Here is a 21,119-nt window from a genome sequence, read left to right on the forward strand (position 1 = left end):
GAAAAAGGTTATGCCTCGAACAATCATCGAAAAAATATGGGATCAGCACGTTGTCAAAAGCGGCGAGGGGAAACCAGACCTTTTATATATTGATCTGCACTTGGTGCATGAAGTGACATCGCCTCAAGCGTTTGAAGGATTAAGACAAAAAGGGCGCAAGGTGAGAAGACCTCAAAATACGTTTGCAACAATGGATCACAACATCCCGACTGTGAATCGATTTGTGATCAAAGATGAGATTGCTAAAAAACAAGTGAGTGCTCTAGAGCGCAACTGTGCTGAATTTGGTGTCCGTCTAGCTGACCTTCACAGTGTAGACCAAGGAATCGTCCATGTCGTTGGGCCAGAGCTTGGTTTGACACTTCCGGGGAAAACAATCGTTTGCGGAGATAGTCATACATCCACTCATGGCGCGTTTGGCGCACTTGCTTTTGGAATCGGTACAAGTGAGGTTGAACATGTACTTTCCACACAAACACTTTGGCAGCAGCGTCCGAAAACATTAGAAATTAGAGTAGACGGAAAGCTGCAAAAAGGGGTAACGGCCAAAGATGTCATTTTAGCAGTCATTGGTGCGCATGGCGTGAAGTTCGGATCGGGTTATGTGATTGAATACACTGGGGAAGTATTCAGAAACATGACAATGGATGAACGGATGACTGTTTGTAATATGTCGATTGAAGCAGGCGCAAGAGCAGGATTGATTGCACCTGATGAAGTCACATTTGAATATTGTCGCGGCCGCAAATATGCACCGCAGGGAGAAGACTTCGAAGCAGCGATTAAAGAATGGGAAGAACTTAAAACAGATCCAGGTGCAACCTATGATAAAACGATTGTTTTAGATGGGAATGAGATTTCACCAATGGTCACATGGGGAATTAACCCAGGAATGGTGCTGCCTGTAGATGCATCCATCCCAGGACCTGAAGATTTTGCGCAAGAAGATGATCAAAAAGAAGCGATTCGTGCGTACGAATACATGGGTGTTCATCCGCATCAACGTATTGAAGATATTACGATTGAGCATGTGTTTATTGGCTCATGTACGAACTCAAGAATGACTGATTTACGCCAAGCAGCTTCTATGATAGAAGGACAAAAGGTAGCTGATCATGTCAGAGCGATTGTCGTGCCTGGCTCTCAAAGTGTCAAATTGCAGGCAGAAGAAGAAGGTCTTCATAAAATCTTCCTTGAAGCAGGATTTGAATGGAGAGAATCTGGCTGCAGTATGTGTCTCAGCATGAATAACGATGTGGTACCAGAAGGCGAACGCTGCGCATCCACATCAAACCGTAACTTTGAGGGGCGGCAAGGAAAAGGTGCGAGAACGCATCTTGTCAGCCCGGCAATGGCGGCAATGGCGGCAATACATGGCCGATTTGTCGATGTCAGGAAGTTTAATCAAGAGAAAACAGTCGTGTAAGGAGTTGTCATAGATGGAGCCTTTAGTTACACACAAAGGAAAAGCCGCTGTGCTTAACCGTATCAACGTAGATACAGATCAAATTATTCCGAAGCAATTTTTGAAAAGAATTGAACGAACAGGCTATGGTCGGTTTGCCTTTTTCGACTGGCGGTATTTAGCCGATGGCAGCCCAAATCCTGATTTCGAACTGAATCAGCCGATTTATGAAGGTTCATCCATTTTGATCGCAGGAGAAAACTTTGGCTGCGGATCATCAAGGGAACATGCCCCTTGGGCACTTGATGATTATGGATTCAAAATTGTCATCGCACCATCATTCGCAGATATTTTTCACCAAAACTGCTTTAAAAATGGGATGCTTCCAATTCGTCTTGATTATGATGTGTGGAAAACATTCGCTGCGTCATATGAGAACAAAGGGTATGAGATGACAGTTGATCTTGAAAAACAGCAAATAGAAGATCACGAAGGGAATATCACTCCTTTTGATGTGGATCCTCACTGGAGAGAAATGCTCCTGAATGGCTATGATGAGATCTCATTAACTTTACTACTAGAAGATGACATTCAAGCATTTGAAGATAAGCGCAGCAGCTGGCTGCGTGCGTAAACAACAAGAAGCCGTCCGCCCGAGGTGTGACGGCTTCTTTTTTGCATGAAAACCTCTCGCTACTTGTGTTTACCAACCTTCGTTGGTAAACTGATAAAAAATATGCGCCCGAAAGGAACGTAAGCATGAAACATGACAAGAAGAAAGATAATGTCATTTTGTTTCCTGGTCTGAAAGAAAGACTGATTGAAAAAGGAATGGCAGCATTAAAAGATAAACAGTATCAAGAGGCGCTTCACTTGTTTTCAGAAGCAAAATCTTATGATGATGATGAAGAATCCGATATTCATCTCGGCATGGCAATTTGTTTTCTAGAGCTGGGCGAGCTGCAGGATGCAAAGCGTGTGTGTGAAAAGATGCTGCATGAAGGATATGGTCATTACTTCACCGTGCTTCAAGTGTATATGACAATCTTAATTCAGCTGAAAGAATATGAAGAAGTGAAGCAGACAATTGAAGCAGTACTTGAGGAAAACCACCTTCCAGCAGAAAGCGCAGAGCATTTTTACAAGCTGCTCGAATTTAGTAGAAAAATGATCGAATCGCCTGAACAAATTTTAGATGAAGACGATGATGACGGCGGCGAAATCAATATAGATGATATGCTCGAACGGCCAGAAGAGCAGGTGCAGTTCATTCATTCGCTGAAAGATCGAAACATCACGCCGCATATGGGTCTATTAAATACGATCCTACAAAAGCCTGATGGAAACCCATTGGTCAAATCATTGATCCTGCAGCTACTGTCAGATCATGATGTGGCAAAGCCGGTTCATGTGACGAAGTTCGGTGATTCGTTAACGCTTGTTCCTTCTGAGGCTGTCAAGCCAGAGCAAATGCCGCTGCTTCAGCAAGTTCTTCGTAAGCTCGATGACACACTCGGCAATGAGAACCCAACCCTTTACCAAGGCGTGGAAGAGTTATGGCGCCGTCACTTATTTGTCCTATATCCATTTCTACCTAAATATACAGATCCGAATCTTTGGGCAGCAGCACTTCATAAAGTCGGCTATGAAATGCATGGGATCGAGATTGACCTCGAAGAATTACATCTATTGTATGAATTTGATGAACGAGAGCTGAGAGAAGCTTGCACAATGCTGAAAGATATTGAAGAAATTTCTTATTTGTAATTTGTCGATTTAGTTGAAAGACGGTCTTGTTATGTTATAATATAATGGTTGTATTTGTGCATATATCGTGCAGTTGTCGATTCCAATGGTTGAAAGACGATATGTATAATCAAGTCAAAAGTTGTATACATAATACCGCTTCTTTAGCGGCGTGCGTGGTTTTTAATTGGACGAAGTCTTTATGATGCTTTAGAATGTAACAACGCACAATCTGAATAGATTTTTGGAGGGAAACACACATGTCAGTAAAATGGGAAAAACAAGAAGGTAACGAAGGCGTCTTAACTGTAGAAGTTGATGCTGAAACATTTAACAAAGCACTTGATGATGCGTTTAAGAAAGTTGTCAAGCAAGTATCGATCCCTGGATTCCGTAAAGGGAAAGTACCACGTGGTCTTTTCGAACAGCGTTTTGGTGTAGAATCTCTTTATCAAGATGCATTAGATATTCTTCTTCCAGTTGAGTATCCAAAAGCAATCGACGAAGCTGGTATCGATCCAGTTGATCGTCCTGAAATCGATGTTGAGAAAATCGAAAAAGGCGAAAGCTTGATCTTCACTGCAAAAGTAACGGTGAAGCCTGAAGTGAAACTTGGTGACTACAAAGGTCTTAACGTAGAAAAAGACGACGCTACTGTCACTGATGAAGATGTACAAGAAGAGTTAAAAGGCATGCAAAACCGTCAAGCTGAGCTTGTTGTCAAAGAAGAAGGCGCAATCGAAAACGGCGATACAGTTGTTCTTGATTTCGAAGGATTCGTTGATGGAGAAGCATTCGAAGGCGGAAAAGCTGAGAACTACTCTCTTGAAGTAGGTTCTGGTTCATTCATCCCTGGTTTCGAAGAGCAATTAGTTGGTCTTGAAGCAGGCGCTGAAAAAGACGTAGAAGTCACTTTCCCAGAAGAATACCACGCTGAAGACCTTGCAGGTAAACCAGCTGTATTCAAAGTGAAAATTCACGAAATCAAAGCAAAAGAACTTCCAGCACTTGACGATGAGTTCGCGAAAGATGTTGATGAAGAAGTAGAAACGCTTGCTGAACTAACTGAAAAAACAAAGAAACGTCTTGAAGAAGCGAAAGAAAACGAAGCAGAAGGTAAACTTCGTGAAGAGCTAGTTGAGAAAGCTTCTGAAAATGCGGAAGTTGACATCCCACAAGCGATGGTTGACACAGAGCTAGACCGTATGATGAAAGAATTCGAACAACGCCTTCAAATGCAAGGAATGAACCTTGAGCTTTACTTCCAATTCTCAGGACAAGATGAAGATGCGCTTAAAGAGCAAATGAAAGAAGATGCTGCTAAACGCGTAAAATCTAACCTAACACTTGAAGCAATTGCTGCTGCAGAAAACTTACAAGTGTCTGATGAAGAAGTAGAAGAAGAGCTTTCAAAAATGGCTGAAGCATACAACATGCCAATTGAAAACATCAAACAAGCGATCGGATCTACTGAAGCAATGAAAGAAGATCTAAAAGTTCGCAAAGCAATTGATTTTCTTGTAGAAAACCGTTAATATGGTGCATAATAATAAAACAGGGCGCGAGTGACTCGTGCCTTGTTTTGTACAATTTTTGACTTATCATCGCTTCTTTTGGAAACGATAGTGTAAGTCGCATCTTTCTGTTATACATATCTCGATGTGCAGTGTTAGAAACACATCATTACCGTCTTTTAGGAAAGTATGGTAAAATGCATACATACTGGACCCAGAAAGGTAGCTGACTGTTAGCTACAGGCAAGTGAAGAAGAATAAGGGGTGAAAGAATGTTTAAATTCAACGAGGAAAAAGGTCAATTAAAATGCTCGTTTTGCGGAAAAACGCAAGATCAAGTGCGTAAACTGGTCGCAGGACCTGGCGTATATATATGTGATGAATGTATCGAGCTTTGCACGGAAATAGTTGAAGAAGAGCTCGGCACTGAGGAAGAAGTTGAATTCAAGGATGTTCCGAAGCCTCATGAAATTCGGGAGATTCTTGATGAATATGTCATCGGTCAAGAAAATGCGAAGAAATCCTTAGCTGTAGCGGTTTATAATCACTATAAACGGATCAATTCAAACAGTAAGATTGATGATGTTGAGCTTTCGAAAAGTAATATCTCTATGATTGGACCAACAGGAAGCGGTAAAACATTACTTGCTCAAACGCTTGCTCGTATTTTAAATGTGCCATTTGCGATTGCAGATGCAACATCACTAACTGAAGCAGGTTATGTTGGTGAAGACGTAGAGAATATTTTACTAAAGCTGATCCAAGCAGCCGATTATGATGTAGAAAAAGCGGAAAAAGGCATTATCTACATCGATGAAATCGATAAAGTAGCAAGAAAATCAGAAAACCCTTCTATCACTCGTGATGTATCTGGGGAAGGTGTTCAGCAAGCACTATTGAAAATTCTTGAAGGAACTGTTGCTAGTGTACCGCCTCAAGGTGGGCGTAAGCATCCTCATCAAGAATTCATTCAAATCGATACGACAAATATCCTCTTTATTTGTGGTGGAGCCTTTGACGGCATTGAGCAAATCATCAAACGCCGCCTAGGTCAAAAAGTCATTGGATTCGGCGCGGAAAATAAAATCGAAGATCTCGAAAAAGAAGTCCTTCTATCAAAAGTACTCCCAGAAGACTTGCTTCGTTTCGGTTTAATCCCAGAATTCATCGGCCGCTTGCCGGTTATTGCAAGCCTAGAGCCGTTAGATGAAAAAGCACTTGTAGAGATCTTGACGAAGCCTAAAAATGCACTCGTTAAGCAGTATACAAAAATGCTTGAGCTTGATGATGTAGAGCTAGAATTTGAAGAAGATGCTCTTAGCGAAATTGCGAAAAAAGCAATTGAGCGTAAAACAGGAGCTCGTGGTCTTCGTTCAATCATTGAAGGCATTATGCTTGATGTGATGTTTGACCTTCCATCACGTGACGATATTGAAAAATGTGTCATCACTGGTGCAACGGTTGCCGATGGCGAGTCGCCGCGTCTTGTGTTAAAGGACGGCACAGTCGTCAATAAAGATACGAAAACATCTGCATAAGAGTTGTCTCACTCCTGAATCTTTTTGATTCAGGAGTTTTTTATTTATCGTGGAAGTTGTGTTTATTCCGTCCAGCTCTAGGAAATACTAGCAGACAGAAACCAATACATACGATAGATGAAGGAGGGAGCACCGATTGAGCTGGACAGGAATCGTATTATTCATACAACTGTTCTTTGGTATCGTCATCGGGCTGTACTTTTGGAACTTACTGAGAAATCAGCGCACACAAAAGGTGACGATAGACAAAGAGTCAAAGAAAGAAATGGAAGCACTCAGAAAGATGCGGTCAATCAAGCTGAGTGAACCCTTGTCAGAGAGAGTCCGGCCAAAGGGGTTTCAAGATATCGTGGGGCAGGAAGACGGCATTCGTGCACTAAAAGCGGCACTATGCGGACCGAACCCACAGCATGTCATCGTTTACGGACCACCGGGAGTCGGTAAAACAGCCGCTGCCCGTCTTGTGATGGAAGAAGCGAAGCGTCACGCTGATTCACCATTTAAAAAAGATGCGGTCTTTGTAGAGCTCGATGCCACAACCGCAAGATTCGATGAACGAGGCATTGCAGACCCGCTTATTGGTTCCGTGCATGACCCCATTTACCAAGGGGCTGGAGCAATGGGGCAGGCAGGCATTCCGCAGCCAAAACAAGGAGCCGTCACACATGCTCATGGCGGTGTTCTGTTTATCGATGAAATTGGCGAGCTGCATCCGATTCAAATGAACAAAATGCTCAAAGTGCTGGAAGATCGGAAAGTCTTTTTAGACAGTGCTTACTATAGTGAAGAAAATACCCAGATCCCGAATCACATTCATGATATTTTCCAAAATGGGCTTCCGGCTGATTTTCGATTAATTGGTGCGACGACAAGAACACCTGACGAAATTCCACCAGCGATTCGGTCAAGATGTCTGGAAATTTTCTTTAAAGACCTTGACCAGCATGAACTGAAAATCGTCGCTGCTAAGGCTGTCCAAAAAATTCAAAAGGAATTAAGTGATGAAGGGCTGAACTTGTTAACCTCCTATGTGAAAAATGGACGTGAAGCGGTCAACATGGTGCAGATTGCCGCTGGTATGGCGGTGACGGAAAACCGAAAAGACATCACGATTGAAGATGTAGAATGGGTCATTCATTCAAGCCAGCTGACACCAAGATATGAACAAAAAGTACCGGAAAAGCCAAAAGTGGGGGTCGTCAATGGACTGGCTGTGTATGGACCAAACAGCGGTGCCCTGCTTGAGATTGAAGTGAACATCTGTAAGGCGCTTGAGAAAGGCAGTATTAACATTACAGGCATTGCAGAAGAAGAAAGCATTGGCAATCAGTCGAAATCCATTCGACGAAAAAGTATGGCGAAAGGATCGGTTGAAAATGTATTAACGGTGCTACGAAATTTAGGCATTCGGACAAATGAATATGACATCCATATTAATTTTCCAGGCGGCGCCCCAATTGATGGACCGTCTGCTGGGATTGCCATGGCGACTGCAATCTTCTCAGCCATACATCAAATTCCAATTGATCATCTGACAGCCATGACGGGTGAAATCGGATTGCAGGGTCAGGTGAAGCCAATCGGTGGTGTGATACCGAAGATTAAGGCAGCGAAGCAGGCGGGTGCCACAACCGTCATTATTCCTTATGACAATCAGCAGTCGATCTTAAAGGAGATTGAAGGGGTCACCATTGTGCCTGTGAAGCACTTCCAAGAGGTGCTGGATCAGTGTCTGGTCAACCCGCCAGACGAGAAGAAAGATGGACTAGAAGACGAAATGAAAAGAAAATCTGTTTAATCCCCATCACATATGGGGATTTTTTAGTGAAATAGATCTTTTTTTCTTTTTCAAGATAAAAAGAAAGGGTATACTACGGTAAGATCAACATTTCTCAAGTCTTTTACATTGTACAAGACTGAAACAGGTATATTATAATGATTCATACTAGTGACGGAGGTGTCAATCAACATGGCAGATGAAATCAAAAAGAATGTTCCGCTCCTTCCATTGCGAGGTTTGCTTGTTTATCCAACAATGGTCTTGCATTTGGACGTTGGACGCGAAAAGTCTGTTCAAGCATTAGAACAGGCAATGATGAACGATCATATGATTTTTCTAGCAACACAGCGGGAAATTTCAATAGATGAACCAGGTGAAGAGGAAATTTTCAAAGTCGGCACCTACACAAAAATTAAACAAATGCTGAAGCTGCCAAATGGAACGATTCGTGTACTCGTTGAAGGCCTAAATCGAGCACAGATCGAATCATATGTCGAGCTGGAGGACTATACGTCCGTCGACATTAAAGAATTGGCAGAAGAAGAATTAAAGGACGCAGAAGCAGAAGCCCTCATGCGTACATTGTTAGATCACTTTGATCAATACATAAAAATTTCAAAAAAAATCTCAGCTGAAACATATGCAACAGTAACAGATATTGAGGAACCGGGGAGAATGGCAGATATCGTTGCTTCTCACCTACCGCTTAAATTAAAGGACAAACAAGAAGTGCTCGAAACAGTGGATGTTAAAAAACGGCTGAACCGGGTCATCAGCTTAATTCACAATGAAAAAGAAGTACTCGAGATTGAAAAGAAAATCGGGCAGCGCGTGAAACGTTCAATGGAACGGACGCAAAAAGAATATTATTTACGTGAACAAATGAAAGCCATTCAAAAGGAGCTTGGAGACAAAGAAGGGAAAACTGGCGAAGTCAGTTCTTTAATGTCTAAAATCGAAGAATCGAGCATGCCAGATTCTGTTCGTGAAACGGCGCTCAAAGAATTGAACCGTTATGAAAAAATTCCTTCAAGCTCTGCTGAGAGCTCTGTGATTCGAAATTATATTGATTGGCTGATTGGCCTCCCGTGGGGTATCTATACAGAAGATCGTCTCGATTTAAAAATTGCAAGTGAAATTTTAGATGATGAGCATCACGGGCTGGAAAAGGTCAAAGAACGAGTACTTGAATATCTTGCTGTACAAAAGCTGACCAATTCTTTAAAAGGACCGATTCTTTGTTTAGCAGGACCTCCAGGAGTCGGGAAAACGTCACTTGCCAAATCGATTGCCAAATCACTTGACCGAAAGTTTATCCGTGTTTCCCTTGGCGGTGTTCGCGATGAGTCTGAGATTCGTGGACATAGAAGAACGTATGTAGGGGCAATGCCAGGACGTATCATTCGCGGAATGAGCAAGGCAGGAACGATGAATCCGGTTTTCCTTTTAGATGAAATTGATAAGATGTCCTCTGATTTTAGAGGTGATCCATCTTCTGCAATGCTTGAAGTCTTAGATCCAGAGCAAAATCATAACTTCAGTGATCACTATATTGAAGAAACATTTGATTTGTCTCAAGTGTTGTTTATTGCCACTGCCAACAATTTAGCAACCATTCCAGGTCCACTTCGTGATAGAATGGAGATTATCACGATTGCAGGGTATACAGAGGTTGAAAAAGCAGAAATTGTGAAAGACCATCTTCTGCCGAAGCAGCTAAAGGAGCACGGATTAAAGAAAGGGAACTTGCAGCTTCGTGAAGCCGCGATTTATGATACGATTCGCTATTACACAAGAGAAGCGGGTGTTCGTGGATTAGAGCGTCAGCTTGCGGCGATATGCCGTAAAGCAGCAAGAGCAATTGTGGCTGAAGACCGCAAACGCATCACAGTGACGGAAAAGAACTTATCTGAATTTCTCGGAAAAAGACTTTACCGTTATGGTCAGGCTGAAACGACAGACCAAGTGGGAGTTGTTACAGGACTTGCGTATACGACTGTTGGGGGGGACACCTTGTCGATTGAGGTATCGCTTTCTCCGGGTAAAGGCAAGCTGTTGTTAACAGGTAAGCTAGGTGATGTCATGAGAGAATCTGCACAGGCGGCATTCAGTTATATTCGTTCGAAGGCAGATGAACTGAACATTGATCCTAATTTTAATGAAAAGCATGATATTCATATCCATGTTCCAGAGGGTGCGGTTCCAAAGGACGGGCCATCAGCTGGTATCACCATTGCGACGGCTCTTGTATCAGCCCTCACAGGACGACCTGTGTCAAAAGAGGTTGGTATGACAGGAGAGATTACGCTAAGAGGAAGAGTGCTTCCAATTGGCGGACTAAAAGAAAAAGCATTAGGTGCACATCGCGCAGGACTGAAAACCATTATTCTTCCAAAGGACAATGAGAAGGATATTGATGATATTCCTGAAAGTGTGAGAGAAGGACTAACCTTTATTCCGGTCTCGCATTTAGATGAGGTGCTTGAGAAAGCGTTGGTAGGAGAGGGAAGATGAAAGTAACAAAATCAGATATCGTCATTAGTGCGGTTAAACCAGAGCAGTACCCAAGCGGGGGACTGCCTGAAATCGCTCTTGCTGGACGATCAAATGTTGGGAAATCCTCGTTCATCAACTCATTGATTAATCGTAAAAATTTAGCGCGTACGTCTTCTAAACCAGGTAAGACCCAAACGCTTAATTTCTACATCATCAATGATATGCTCCATTTTGTGGACGTTCCAGGTTACGGCTTTGCTAAAGTGTCAAAGACAGAGCGCGAGGCCTGGGGTAGAATGATCGAAACGTATATTACAATGCGTGAAGAATTAAAAGCAGTCGTCCAAATTGTGGACCTGCGTCATAAGCCATCAGTAGATGATGTGAACATGTATGAATTCCTGAAATATTACGGAGTTCCTGTGATCGTCATCGCAACAAAGGCGGACAAAATTCCAAAAGGCAAATGGGAAAAACATGCGAAAGTCGTCAAACAGACGCTTGACATTGCCCCATCAGATGAACTAGTCCTATTCTCTTCTGAAACAAAAAAGGGAAAAGACGAAGCCTGGAATGCCATCCTTGCAAAGATTAATAAATAAAAAAAGGCATCTGTCATGAGCAGATGCCTTTTTATTGTATAAGTTATTTCCTTTTTAAAAATAATAAGAGGAGACTGACAGCTATCAGTACATAAGGCCAGTACAATTCAAAACCGGAAGTAGGGATCGAAAGGGAACTTAGCTGTTTTGTAATTTGCTGAAAGAAATAAAGGAACAGACCGAGTGCAATGAGAACAACACTTTCAATACGATATTCTTTTTTCTGAGAGGATTTCACAAAAAGGGCAAGTCCAACGATGAATACAATCATCGTAAATGTGTCTGGCCAGTAGTCCAATTTTGGCTGAAGAATAAAGTGTAGCGAAAGGCCCGTCATCAGCATACCGATAAACACATGAGCGCTTTCTTGCTCCTTCTTTCCTTGATATAAGAAAGCAAGGCCAAAAAGCAGTATGAGTGTATACCATTTCTCTTGCTCCTTCCAAATGTCAAATTGACCTCCGGAGAGAATGGCATATAGCGCTACAGCCAGCAAAGTGAGCGGCAGCAAAATGGATTTCTTCTTCAAAGATGTCACCTTCTTTTAAGCAGATCATTTGTCCGCACGCGCCAAATCTGGTAAATTGCTTGAAGTGATGATATGGCATAATGGATGTCGAACATTTTTCTACTATATCACAACATTTTTGAAATCTGTTCACAATTTTCATCCAGTTAAAAATGAATATATGTTATAATCATTATAAATAATAAATTCTATATTGTAATTATTATAAATTAGACAGGGCGTTGGGGGTGCAAGCTGAAGTTATGCATATTCTTGTTGTGGGTTTAGATTATAAAACAGCCCCTGTTGAGATACGGGAACAGCTGAGCTTTGAACCGAGCGAGCTCGGAACAGCGATGTCCAAGCTTAAAGAAGAAAAAAGCATTCTAGAGAATATCGTCATCTCAACATGTAATCGAACAGAGATCTACGCAGTGGTAGATCAGCTTCATACTGGACGGTTTTATATAAAAAGATTTTTAGCTGATTGGTTCGGTTTGGAAAAGGAAGATGTCTCGCCATATTTGAAGTTCTATGAAAATGATGGAGCGGTCGAGCATTTATTCCGTGTGGCCTGTGGACTTGATTCCATGGTGATTGGCGAAACACAAATACTTGGTCAAGTGCGCTCTAGCTTTAAAGTAGCTCAAGAGGAGAAGACCATTGGTACCGTTTTCAATTATTTGTTTAAACAGGCGGTCACCGTTGCAAAACGCTCTCATGCGGAAACAGACATTGCGTCTAATGCTGTGTCTGTCAGCTATGCAGCTGTCGAGCTTGCCAAAAAAATCTTTGGACGTCTTTCTGATAAACATGTCCTGATTCTTGGTGCGGGTAAAATGGGCGAACTAGCGGCTCAAAACCTTCAAGGTCAAGGAATTGGTCAAGTAACGGTTATCAATCGAACGTATGAGAAAGCAAAAGAATTGGCGGGACGTTTTTCAGGAGAGCCTAAAAGCTTAAACCAATTGGAAAAAACATTATCCGAAGCGGACATTTTAATTAGCTCCACTGGTGCGAAACAATTTGTCATTACAAAAGAAATGGTTGAAAGTGCGAATAAAAAGCGGAAGGGCAGACCACTATTTATGGTGGATATTGCTGTGCCACGTGATCTAGATCCAGCCATTTCTGAAGTAGAAGGTGCTTTTTTGTATGACATTGATGACCTTGAGGGCATCGTGGCAGCGAACTTAAAAGAACGCCGTGCGGTGGCTGAGCAGGTTGAGCTACTCATTGAAGCCGAAATTGTCGAATTTAAGCAATGGCTGAATACGCTTGGTGTGGTTCCTGTCATTTCTGCACTTAGAGAAAAAGCGCTGACGATTCAAGCGGATACGATGCAGAGTATTGAGCGAAAGCTTCCGAATCTCACACACCGTGAAATGAAGCTATTAAATAAACATACGAAAAGCATTATCAATCAAATGCTGAAAGATCCTATCTTAAAGGCAAAAGAAATTGCCGCGGAGCCGAATGCAGAGGAAAAACTTTTACTCTTTAAAGAAATCTTTGATTTACAGGTTGAAGATGAAGAGCAAAAGGTCGAGCCGGTGCAGGTGGAGCAAGGATCATTTCAGCTGTTCAAACCAAATATGGCACAAGGCTTTGCTACAGTTGCCAGTGAGTGATTAAGCGATGTTGGAATCCATTGTAGCGAGACTCAATGAAACGACGACCTTGATTTATGCACTAAGTGTCTTGTTCTATTTCATAGATTTTCTTCAACACAACCGGAAGGCTGGAAAAATAGCTTTCTGGTTGCTTTCTATTGTCTGGCTGCTGCAAACAGTCTACATGTTCTATATTATGATGGAAACAGACCGATTCCCTGTGTTGAATGTAGCAGAGGGGTTATATTTTTATACGTGGGTGCTTGTGACACTTTCGCTTGTTCTCACAAAAGTATTGCGTGTTGAATTTATCGTCTTTTTTACAAATGTCATCGGTTTTTCCTTGATGGCGATTCACACCTTTACACCATCTGATCTTCACTCAGCAGAACTAACGGGGAAGTTGACGAGTGAATTGCTTGTGATTCATATTACGATGGCGATTTTATCATACGGTGCCTTTTCACTTTCATTTGCTTTCTCTCTTCTCTATCTCTTTCAATATCGTTTGCTGAAAAAGAAAATATGGGGGAAATGGCTTCTAAGAATTGAAGATTTATCGAAGCTTGATCATATGGCATACGTATTAAACATTATTGGCGTGCCGATGCTCTTACTTAGTTTGATTCTTGGCATTATTTGGGCATATGTTTCGTATGATACGTTGTACTGGACAGATGCAAAGGTGCTTGGTTCGTTTATTATGCTGTTTTTATATGGGGTTTACTTATATATCAGATTGGTGAGAAATATGCAGGGCAAAGTCGTGGCACTATGGAATGTCGGTTCATTCCTTGTGCTCATGATCAATTATTTTCTGCTTGGTAGCTTATCAACCTTTCATTGGTTTCAATAAATAATGATGAGTCTTAAGGGCATTGTCGGGAGGAAGACGAATTGCGTACAATTAAAGTAGGTTCTAGAAGAAGTAAGCTTGCAATTACACAAACAAAATGGGTCATTCAAAAGCTGTCTGAACTAAACCCTTCTTATTCTTTTGAAATAAAAGAGATTGTGACAAAGGGTGATCAAATTTTAGATGTAACTTTATCTAAGGTTGGCGGAAAAGGACTGTTTGTCAAAGAAATTGAACAGGCGATGCTGAATCACGACATCGATATGGCAGTTCACAGTATGAAGGATATGCCGGCAGCTCTTCCTGAAGGATTAGTCATTGGCTGTATTCCTGAGCGTGAAGATGTAAGGGACGCCCTTATTTCGAAGGATCATCTGCATCTTCATGAGCTGCCGAAGGGTGCTGTTGTAGGAACAAGTAGCTTACGGCGCAGTGCCCAGCTTCTTCAGGAAAGACCAGATCTGAACATTAAATGGATTCGAGGTAACATTGATACACGATTGGAAAAGCTGAAAAATGAAGAATATGATGCCATTATTTTAGCGGCTGCTGGTCTGTCCAGAATGGGCTGGAGTAAAGAGGTTGTGTCTGAATTTTTATCTCCTGAGACTTGCCTGCCCGCAGTTGGCCAAGGCGCTTTGTCAATTGAGTGCCGCGGAGATGATGAAGAGCTATTGCAGCTCCTCGCTCAATTTACGAATGAATACACAAAGAAAACGGTTCTCGCTGAACGAGCCTTCCTCAAACAAATGGATGGCAGCTGTCAGGTGCCGATTGCTGGATATGCAACGATGAATGAGCGCGATGAAATTGAACTGACGGGTCTTGTGGCATCTGCTGATGGACATACGATTATTCGAGAAACTGTATCAGGCACTGACCCTGAGGCAATTGGAACAGCATGTGCAAAGCAGATGGCTGATAAGGGAGCAAAGGATTTAATCGACAAGGTGAAAAAGGATCTGTCGTCCCAATGACCATAGGCCAATCGCTTCACGGACAGACGGTGCTTGTCACTCGAAATGAACGTCAAGCGGGTGTGTTTCAGCAAAAGATTGAAGAGCTGAACGGCCATGCTGTTTTAACCTCTCTTATTCGGTTTGAGCCTACGCTCACAAATGAAAATGCGCAGGCCTTTTTAAAGGACTTAGAAAATAGCCAATGGCTTGTTTTCACGAGTGTAAATGGTGCGTCTTTTTTTCTCAGCTACATAGAGGACCATCATTTACATAAAAGTTTATCCCATTTAAAAGTAGCTGCGGTAGGTGAGAAAACCTCTGCCTATCTTGAGCAACACGGCTTGAAGGTGGATGTTGTACCAGAACGATTCATAGCGGAAGAGCTCGCAGACGCGTTGCTTAACCATGTGCGTCCGGGAGAGCGTGTGTTTATAGCAAAAGGACACCTTTCTCGAGATGTCGTGAAGAAAACGCTTGTTCCACTTGGCATAGAAGTAAAGGAATGGATTTTATATGAAACGGTCAAGGATGAGGAAGGAATTGCCGCTCTTAAAACGGCAATGACGAAGCAATCATTTGATTTTATTACATTTACGAGCTCATCGACTGTCCATTCATTTATGCATGCCATGGAGGCAGATGCAGCGAAGCTGGCTGCTTCTGACACTTGTTTTGTGACGATCGGTCCTCTAACAAAAGAGGCACTGCTTCAATACGGGATTTCTTCTGAAACCCCAGATACTTATACGATAGACGGAATGCTTGAATTGATGTGCCGTTTATCTGAAAGGAAGTTGAACAAATGATGAAATTTAACAGACACCGCAGACTGCGGACAAGCGCAGGAATGAGAGAATTAGTCAGAGAAACCTTTTTAAGACCATCTGATTTCATTTATCCGATCTTTTTTGTAGAGGGAGAAAATGTCCGAAAAGAAGTTTCTTCAATGCCGGGTGTTTATCACATTTCAGTGGACCTTGTAAAAGAAGAAGTCCAAGAGCTTGTCGATCTAGGTATCAAATCAATTATTGTATTTGGTGTTCCAGATCATAAAGACCATGTGGGCAGTGAGGCGTATCACGACCATGGCATTGTGCAAAGAGCGACGCTTGAAATTAAAAAGCATTTCCCAGAGCTTGTGGTCATTGCAGACACTTGCTTATGCCAATATACAGATCATGGACATTGCGGGATTGTTGAAGATGGTGAAATTTTAAATGATGAATCTCTTCAGCTTTTAGCAAAAACAGCTGTTAGCCAAGCGCGCGCAGGTGCAGATATTATTGCTCCTTCTAATATGATGGATGGATTTGTTGTGGCCATTCGTGAAGCGCTTGATGAAGCTGGCTTTATTCATGTACCCGTCATGTCATATGCTGTGAAATATGCAAGTGCGTTTTATGGTCCGTTTCGTGACGCAGCGCATAGCACACCGCAGTTTGGAGATCGTAAAACATACCAAATGGACCCTGCAAACCGTTTAGAAGCATTAAGAGAAGCGCAATCTGACGTAGAAGAGGGAGCGGATTTCCTCATTGTGAAACCATCCCTTTCTTATTTAGATATTATGCGTGATGTCAAAAATGAATTTACACTCCCTGTTGTTGCTTACAATGTGAGCGGAGAATATGCAATGGTTAAAGCCGCTGCTCAAAATGGGTGGATTTCTGAAAAAGAGCTTGTTCTTGAAATGCTGACAAGCATGAAACGTGCAGGAGCAGAACTCATCATTACGTATCATGCAAAAGATGCAGCAAAATGGCTCTCAGAATAAAGAACGGATAGACAGGAGGATGTTGAAATGGGACGTAGCTATGAAAAATCAAAGCAAGCATTTGAAGAAGCACAGCATTTAATGCCTGGTGGTGTCAACAGCCCTGTGCGTGCATTTAAATCAGTGAACACAGATCCGATTTTTATGGAGCGGGGGAAAGGCGCCAAGATCTATGATATTGATGGGAATGAATACATCGATTATGTCTTATCATGGGGGCCGCTTATTTTAGGGCATACGAATGACCGTGTGGTTGAAAGCATTCAGCGAGTTGCAGAAAAGGGGACAAGCTTTGGTGCTTCCACATTAGTTGAAAATGAATTAGCTAAGCTTGTATCAGAGCGGGTTCCTTCTATCGAAGTCATTCGTATGGTCAGCTCTGGTACAGAGGCAACGATGAGTGCACTTCGTCTAGCTCGAGGCTTTACAGGCAGAAATAAAATTGTGAAATTTGAAGGCTGCTATCATGGCCACGGGGATTCTTTGCTCATTAAAGCAGGTTCAGGCGTCGCAACGCTTGGGCTTCCAGATAGTCCAGGTGTACCTGAAGGGACTGCAAGCAATACGATCACAGTGCCTTATAATGATTTAGAAAGCATTCAAGTTGCATTTCAGGAGTTTGGGGACGATATTGCAGGAGTGATTGTCGAGCCGGTTGCAGGAAATATGGGCGTTGTCCCTCCGCAAGACGGTTTCTTACAAGGGCTGAGAGATATCACAGAGCAATACGGAGCCTTACTCATTTTTGATGAGGTCATGACCGGCTTCCGTGTGGATTATCACTGCGCACAAGGCTACTTTGGCGTCACACCTGATCTGACGTGTCTTGGTAAAGTGATTGGTGGCGGTCTCCCGGTCGGTGCTTATGGCGGAAGAGCGGATATTATGAGACAAATTGCGCCAAGCGGTCCAATTTATCAAGCAGGAACGTTATCTGGTAACCCACTTGCGATGACAGCAGGCTTAGAAACCTTAAAACAGCTGACACCTGAGTCTTACGAAGAGTTTAGACGAAAAGGAGACCGGCTGGAAGAAGGCATTTCAAATGCGGCGAAAACACACGGAATTCCATTAACGTTTAACCGTGCGGGTTCGATGATTGGATTCTTCTTTACAGATGAAGAAGTGATCAATTATGACATAGCCAAAAATGCTGATCTCGCTTTATTTGCTGAATTTTACAAGGAAATGGCCGATCACGGTATCTTCCTTCCACCTTCTCAATTCGAAGGACTGTTCCTGTCAACAGCCCATACAGATGAAGACATCGAATATACGATTGAGACAGTGGAAAAAGTATTTCAAAAACTACGTCGATAAACGAAAGCCGATATGGAGACATATCGGCTTTTGATCATGACACAAGGCTTGTTTTCAGCCTTGTGTCTTCTTTTCAGCGTGAATTGAAAACCTTTGAAGTCTAGGAAGGTCGAGCGCAGGAGCGGAGCGAATTGATATTCGTGAGCACCTGCGCGCAGGACTGACAACGAATGCGAGGGTTTGTCTACACGCTGCGCCGATATGGAGACATATCGGCTTTTTTGTGTTGCTGAAAACCAATCATATTTTCACTGCCTCTCACATACATCTGTATTGACATCTAATTTTATTTTGAAGGATTAGATGAAAGGAGGACACCGACTTGTCTCAAAACAATCGATTACAGTTTTCAGTAGAAGAATCCATCTATTTCAAAAGCGGACAGGAAGTCAGTGAGCTGCTGTCTATTTCTCTCGATCCTGACATTCTCGTTCAAGAAGTGAATGATTATGTTTCGATTAGAGGTTCACTCGAGCTAACAGGAGAATACAACATAAATCAAGAGGAGCTATTGGGTGAATTGAGTTCCTATGCATCATACAGAGAAGCTGATGAGGTGAAGGTCAGAGAAGACGGGACAGCGGAGCTTCTGCATCAATTCCCAGTCGATATCACGATTCCTAAAAACAAAATCAGTCATTTAAATGATGTGTTTGTGTTTATTGATGCGTTTGATTACCAGCTGACAGAAAATCGTTTGCTCACCATTCAAGCTGATCTAGCGATTGAGGGTCTTTTAGACGAGGAAACGCCTCAAGCGCCTGTAGAGGAGCCGTATGAATTTGTTCATCGTTCTGAAGAAGAATATGGCGACGTGACCTATGATTATCAGCTGCAGCCAGAAGAAGAGCAAGAAGAAAAGCTACAAGACGATGAACGTGAGATTGATGAGGAGCAGACTGTATTTCAGCATGACACGCGCGCCGAAGAAGAAAAGCAGGAAGAAGAAATTGAGATAGAGCTGGTGAGTAGGGAAGAAGAAACCGCAGAACTGGAGGAATCGGAAGAACGTGAGGAAACGGAGAGCCAAGAAGAAGCGGTGCTTGGTTATCGCTCCTTACCTGAAGCTCAGGTGCAAGAACCACCATTTTTTGAACCGCCTAAGCTCTTAGAAGAAGAGAAACAGGAGGATACATTCTTTGAGGTGGAAGTGAGGAAAGATCCCGAAGCAGCTGAAGAGCAGGAAGAAACGGCCCAGCCGTATCCAGTGTTTGAAGCACCTGTTTATCACGTAGAAGAGGAAGAGGCGCAAGAGACGCAAGAGGCGCAGGATGATACGTACCAGCTCGGCCGGTTATATGAACGAGAAGCGCCAAAAGTATATGAGTCAGCTCAAGAAGAAGAGGCATTTGAAGAAGACGTGAGGGAAACGTCTGGTAGTGAGAATTCTCTTTATTTAACAAAGCTGTTTGCTAAGCAGGAGGAGGAAGATTTTTCTCGCATGAAAATATGTATAGTTCAGCAAAAAGATACGGTCGATCGTATTTGTGAGCGATATCAGTTGAATGTGCAGCAGCTTCTTCGCACAAATTCATTATCGGTGGATGCGGAGCTTGAAGAAGGGCAGATTCTTTATATTCCTGAATATCAAAAAAGCAATGCATAACAAGAGATGACCGATCGAGAAAATGTGGTGAGTGAACGTGGATGAGATCCAATCTGTCCTATACGAATACGGGCTTGAAGCGGAATACATTGAACCTGTCAGTCCTGCTGTCGTCAAAGTATATACAAAGCAGGGTGCATTTGCCTTAAAGCGAGTAAAAGCCAGTCGACATATGCAGTTTACAGAGCAAATGCTTGAACTAGAATCAAAGGGCTATCGCTCTTTTGTGCCGATTTATCGGACGAAGAGCGGTTCTTTTTTCTCAAGTCATCGTGAAAGCCAGTACGCATACTATCTGATGCCTTGGCTGACGAATGAAAAGAGAGAAGAGCAGGACGATAAACACGAATATTTATTTCAAGAGATTGCAAGACTTCATCAGCGGACTGAAGTGATGATGGATATCACAGAGCAAGAGATCGAAGCGCACTACACACAAATCAAGACCAAATGGGAAACAGAGAAAGACATGTATGAACGATTCATAGAGCGGGCAGAGCAAACGTGGTATATGTCGCCATTTGAACTGGCTGCTGCGATGTATTTTTCAGAGGCGATGTCTGCTAGCGAATTTGCCCGTGAACGACTAGAAGATTGGCATGAAGAAATGAAAGGTAAAGAAACAACTCGTGTCGTGTTAAATCATGGGCAGCTGTCGATTCATCACTTTTTGTACAATGATGTGGGCACAGGACATTTCACCAATTTTGAGCGGTCTAAAAAAGCTGCCCCCATTTATGATCTTCTGACCTTTTACTTTCGGACGTTCAAAACCTATCCCACGTCGTGTCCTGAATGCACATCCTTGTTTTATACGTATCAAAAAGGAAATCCTCTTCGGGAGGAAGAGCTTCATTTGTTTCTTAGTTACCTTGCTTATCCGCAAGGTCTGTTTGATACAGTGAAAACCTATGAAGCAGGCGGGCAGGATGAGATGGAAAGCTGTCAACAGCTGTTAAGAGCGTATTGGCAGATGAAAAATTCAGAGCCGACCGTCATGAAGATTCACGAAATTGAGCAGGCTAGACGGCTTGAAGAAGAACAAAGTGCCTCGTCATCAGCGGAATGACGAGGTTATTTTGTGTTCATATTGGCTGGTACATAAGCGCAAGCGTTTAAAACCAATCAAGGTGAAAGGCACAGGCAAGAAAAATGAGAATACCTAGGATGAGGACGTCAAATGTCGTGGGGAAAATAATCGTACGAAACCCTTGAAATATCGCAATCGGGAGAACGACTTGGGAGGCCACTGCCCGAATTTGTCTCAGCCAGGGGGGGAGTGTATATGGATTGATCTTCTTCAAAGTAAACGCCCTCCTTCTTCATTTTGCTATTATCATATGGGCAAAGAGGCAAAGGGTGCTTGTCCAATTTGTATAAAGAAGAAGAAAAGCGGAAAAGA

At 42.6% G+C, this 21,119-nt stretch carries 18 protein-coding genes; 16 read left to right on the top strand and 2 right to left on the bottom strand.

The window, feature by feature from the left end; translation table 11 throughout:
• Nucleotides 1-10 precede the first annotated feature (10 nt).
• The 8 genes from leuC to yihA all read left to right on the top strand — a co-directional run bounded on the left by leuC (nt 11) and on the right by yihA (nt 11,081).
• Entirely contained in the window at nt 11-1,426 is a 1,416-nt protein-coding gene (gene leuC, locus GPS65_RS07430) for a 3-isopropylmalate dehydratase large subunit (RefSeq protein ID WP_119125194.1), read from the top strand.
• A gap of 13 nt (nt 1,427-1,439) precedes the next feature.
• The gene (gene leuD / locus GPS65_RS07435; protein WP_003216415.1) at nt 1,440-2,039 is read left to right on the top strand and encodes a 3-isopropylmalate dehydratase small subunit; all 600 of its coding nucleotides are present in this window, start codon (nt 1,440-1,442) and stop codon (nt 2,037-2,039) included.
• A gap of 125 nt (nt 2,040-2,164) precedes the next feature.
• Nucleotides 2,165-3,172: a DNA damage checkpoint antagonist DdcA gene (gene ddcA / locus GPS65_RS07440; protein WP_012010787.1), complete on the top strand. Its 1,008-nt coding sequence runs from the start codon at nt 2,165-2,167 to the stop codon at nt 3,170-3,172.
• A gap of 239 nt (nt 3,173-3,411) precedes the next feature.
• Nucleotides 3,412-4,686 (top strand): trigger factor, encoded by a 1,275-nt coding sequence (gene tig / locus GPS65_RS07445; RefSeq protein ID WP_012010786.1) that lies wholly within the window; start codon nt 3,412-3,414, stop codon nt 4,684-4,686.
• Between the two features lie 251 nt (nt 4,687-4,937).
• A complete protein-coding gene (gene clpX, locus GPS65_RS07450) occupies nt 4,938-6,203 on the top strand; it encodes an ATP-dependent protease ATP-binding subunit ClpX (protein ID WP_012010785.1) in 1,266 nt (421 codons plus the stop codon).
• A gap of 136 nt (nt 6,204-6,339) precedes the next feature.
• Nucleotides 6,340-8,001: an ATP-dependent protease LonB gene (lonB, locus tag GPS65_RS07455; RefSeq protein ID WP_012010784.1), complete on the top strand. Its 1,662-nt coding sequence runs from the start codon at nt 6,340-6,342 to the stop codon at nt 7,999-8,001.
• A 171-nt stretch (nt 8,002-8,172) separates the two neighbouring features.
• The gene (gene lon / locus GPS65_RS07460) at nt 8,173-10,497 is read left to right on the top strand and encodes an endopeptidase La (RefSeq protein WP_012010783.1); all 2,325 of its coding nucleotides are present in this window, start codon (nt 8,173-8,175) and stop codon (nt 10,495-10,497) included.
• Nucleotides 10,494-11,081, top strand: coding sequence for a ribosome biogenesis GTP-binding protein YihA/YsxC (yihA, locus tag GPS65_RS07465; protein WP_012010782.1), 588 nt, complete (start codon nt 10,494-10,496; stop codon nt 11,079-11,081). Before lon ends, yihA begins: the two co-directional genes overlap by 4 nt.
• Before the next feature lie 43 nt (nt 11,082-11,124).
• Here the strand turns inward: yihA and GPS65_RS07470 are convergent, their stop codons facing one another.
• The gene (locus tag GPS65_RS07470; protein ID WP_012010781.1) at nt 11,125-11,610 is read right to left on the bottom strand and encodes a hypothetical protein; all 486 of its coding nucleotides are present in this window, start codon (nt 11,608-11,610) and stop codon (nt 11,125-11,127) included.
• A gap of 242 nt (nt 11,611-11,852) precedes the next feature.
• On the opposite strand from GPS65_RS07470, the gene hemA reads away from it, so the two are divergent.
• The 8 genes from hemA to ysxE all read left to right on the top strand — a co-directional run bounded on the left by hemA (nt 11,853) and on the right by ysxE (nt 20,786).
• The gene (gene hemA / locus GPS65_RS07475; RefSeq protein WP_012010780.1) at nt 11,853-13,220 is read left to right on the top strand and encodes a glutamyl-tRNA reductase; all 1,368 of its coding nucleotides are present in this window, start codon (nt 11,853-11,855) and stop codon (nt 13,218-13,220) included.
• 7 nt (nt 13,221-13,227) lie between these two features.
• The gene (locus GPS65_RS07480; protein WP_119125193.1) at nt 13,228-14,058 is read left to right on the top strand and encodes a cytochrome c biogenesis protein; all 831 of its coding nucleotides are present in this window, start codon (nt 13,228-13,230) and stop codon (nt 14,056-14,058) included.
• Between the two features lie 41 nt (nt 14,059-14,099).
• Nucleotides 14,100-15,035: a hydroxymethylbilane synthase gene (gene hemC / locus GPS65_RS07485; protein WP_119125192.1), complete on the top strand. Its 936-nt coding sequence runs from the start codon at nt 14,100-14,102 to the stop codon at nt 15,033-15,035.
• Entirely contained in the window at nt 15,032-15,823 is a 792-nt protein-coding gene (locus tag GPS65_RS07490) for a uroporphyrinogen-III synthase (protein ID WP_119125191.1), read from the top strand. The genes hemC and GPS65_RS07490 overlap by 4 nt, the downstream gene beginning before the upstream one ends.
• Nucleotides 15,820-16,791 (top strand): porphobilinogen synthase, encoded by a 972-nt coding sequence (gene hemB / locus GPS65_RS07495; RefSeq protein ID WP_024423171.1) that lies wholly within the window; start codon nt 15,820-15,822, stop codon nt 16,789-16,791. The genes GPS65_RS07490 and hemB overlap by 4 nt, the downstream gene beginning before the upstream one ends.
• Nucleotides 16,792-16,818: 27 nt before the next feature.
• Complete coding sequence (gene hemL, locus GPS65_RS07500; RefSeq protein ID WP_012010775.1) at nt 16,819-18,111, top strand: glutamate-1-semialdehyde 2,1-aminomutase; 1,293 nt, start codon at nt 16,819-16,821, stop codon at nt 18,109-18,111.
• A gap of 322 nt (nt 18,112-18,433) precedes the next feature.
• Complete coding sequence (locus GPS65_RS07505) at nt 18,434-19,717, top strand: LysM peptidoglycan-binding domain-containing protein (protein ID WP_119125190.1); 1,284 nt, start codon at nt 18,434-18,436, stop codon at nt 19,715-19,717.
• 37 nt (nt 19,718-19,754) lie between these two features.
• Nucleotides 19,755-20,786, top strand: coding sequence for a spore coat protein YsxE (gene ysxE / locus GPS65_RS07510; protein ID WP_119125189.1), 1,032 nt, complete (start codon nt 19,755-19,757; stop codon nt 20,784-20,786).
• Between the two features lie 46 nt (nt 20,787-20,832).
• On the opposite strand, the gene GPS65_RS07515 is transcribed toward ysxE, so the two are convergent.
• Nucleotides 20,833-21,021 carry a hypothetical protein gene (locus GPS65_RS07515; protein WP_003216497.1) on the bottom strand — a complete coding sequence of 63 codons (189 nt, stop codon included), beginning with the start codon at nt 21,019-21,021 and terminating at the stop codon, nt 20,833-20,835.
• Nucleotides 21,022-21,119 lie beyond the last annotated feature (98 nt).

It is taken from the genome of Bacillus pumilus (assembly GCF_009937765.1).
GTDB classification, from domain to species: Bacteria; Bacillota; Bacilli; order Bacillales; family Bacillaceae; genus Bacillus; species Bacillus pumilus_O.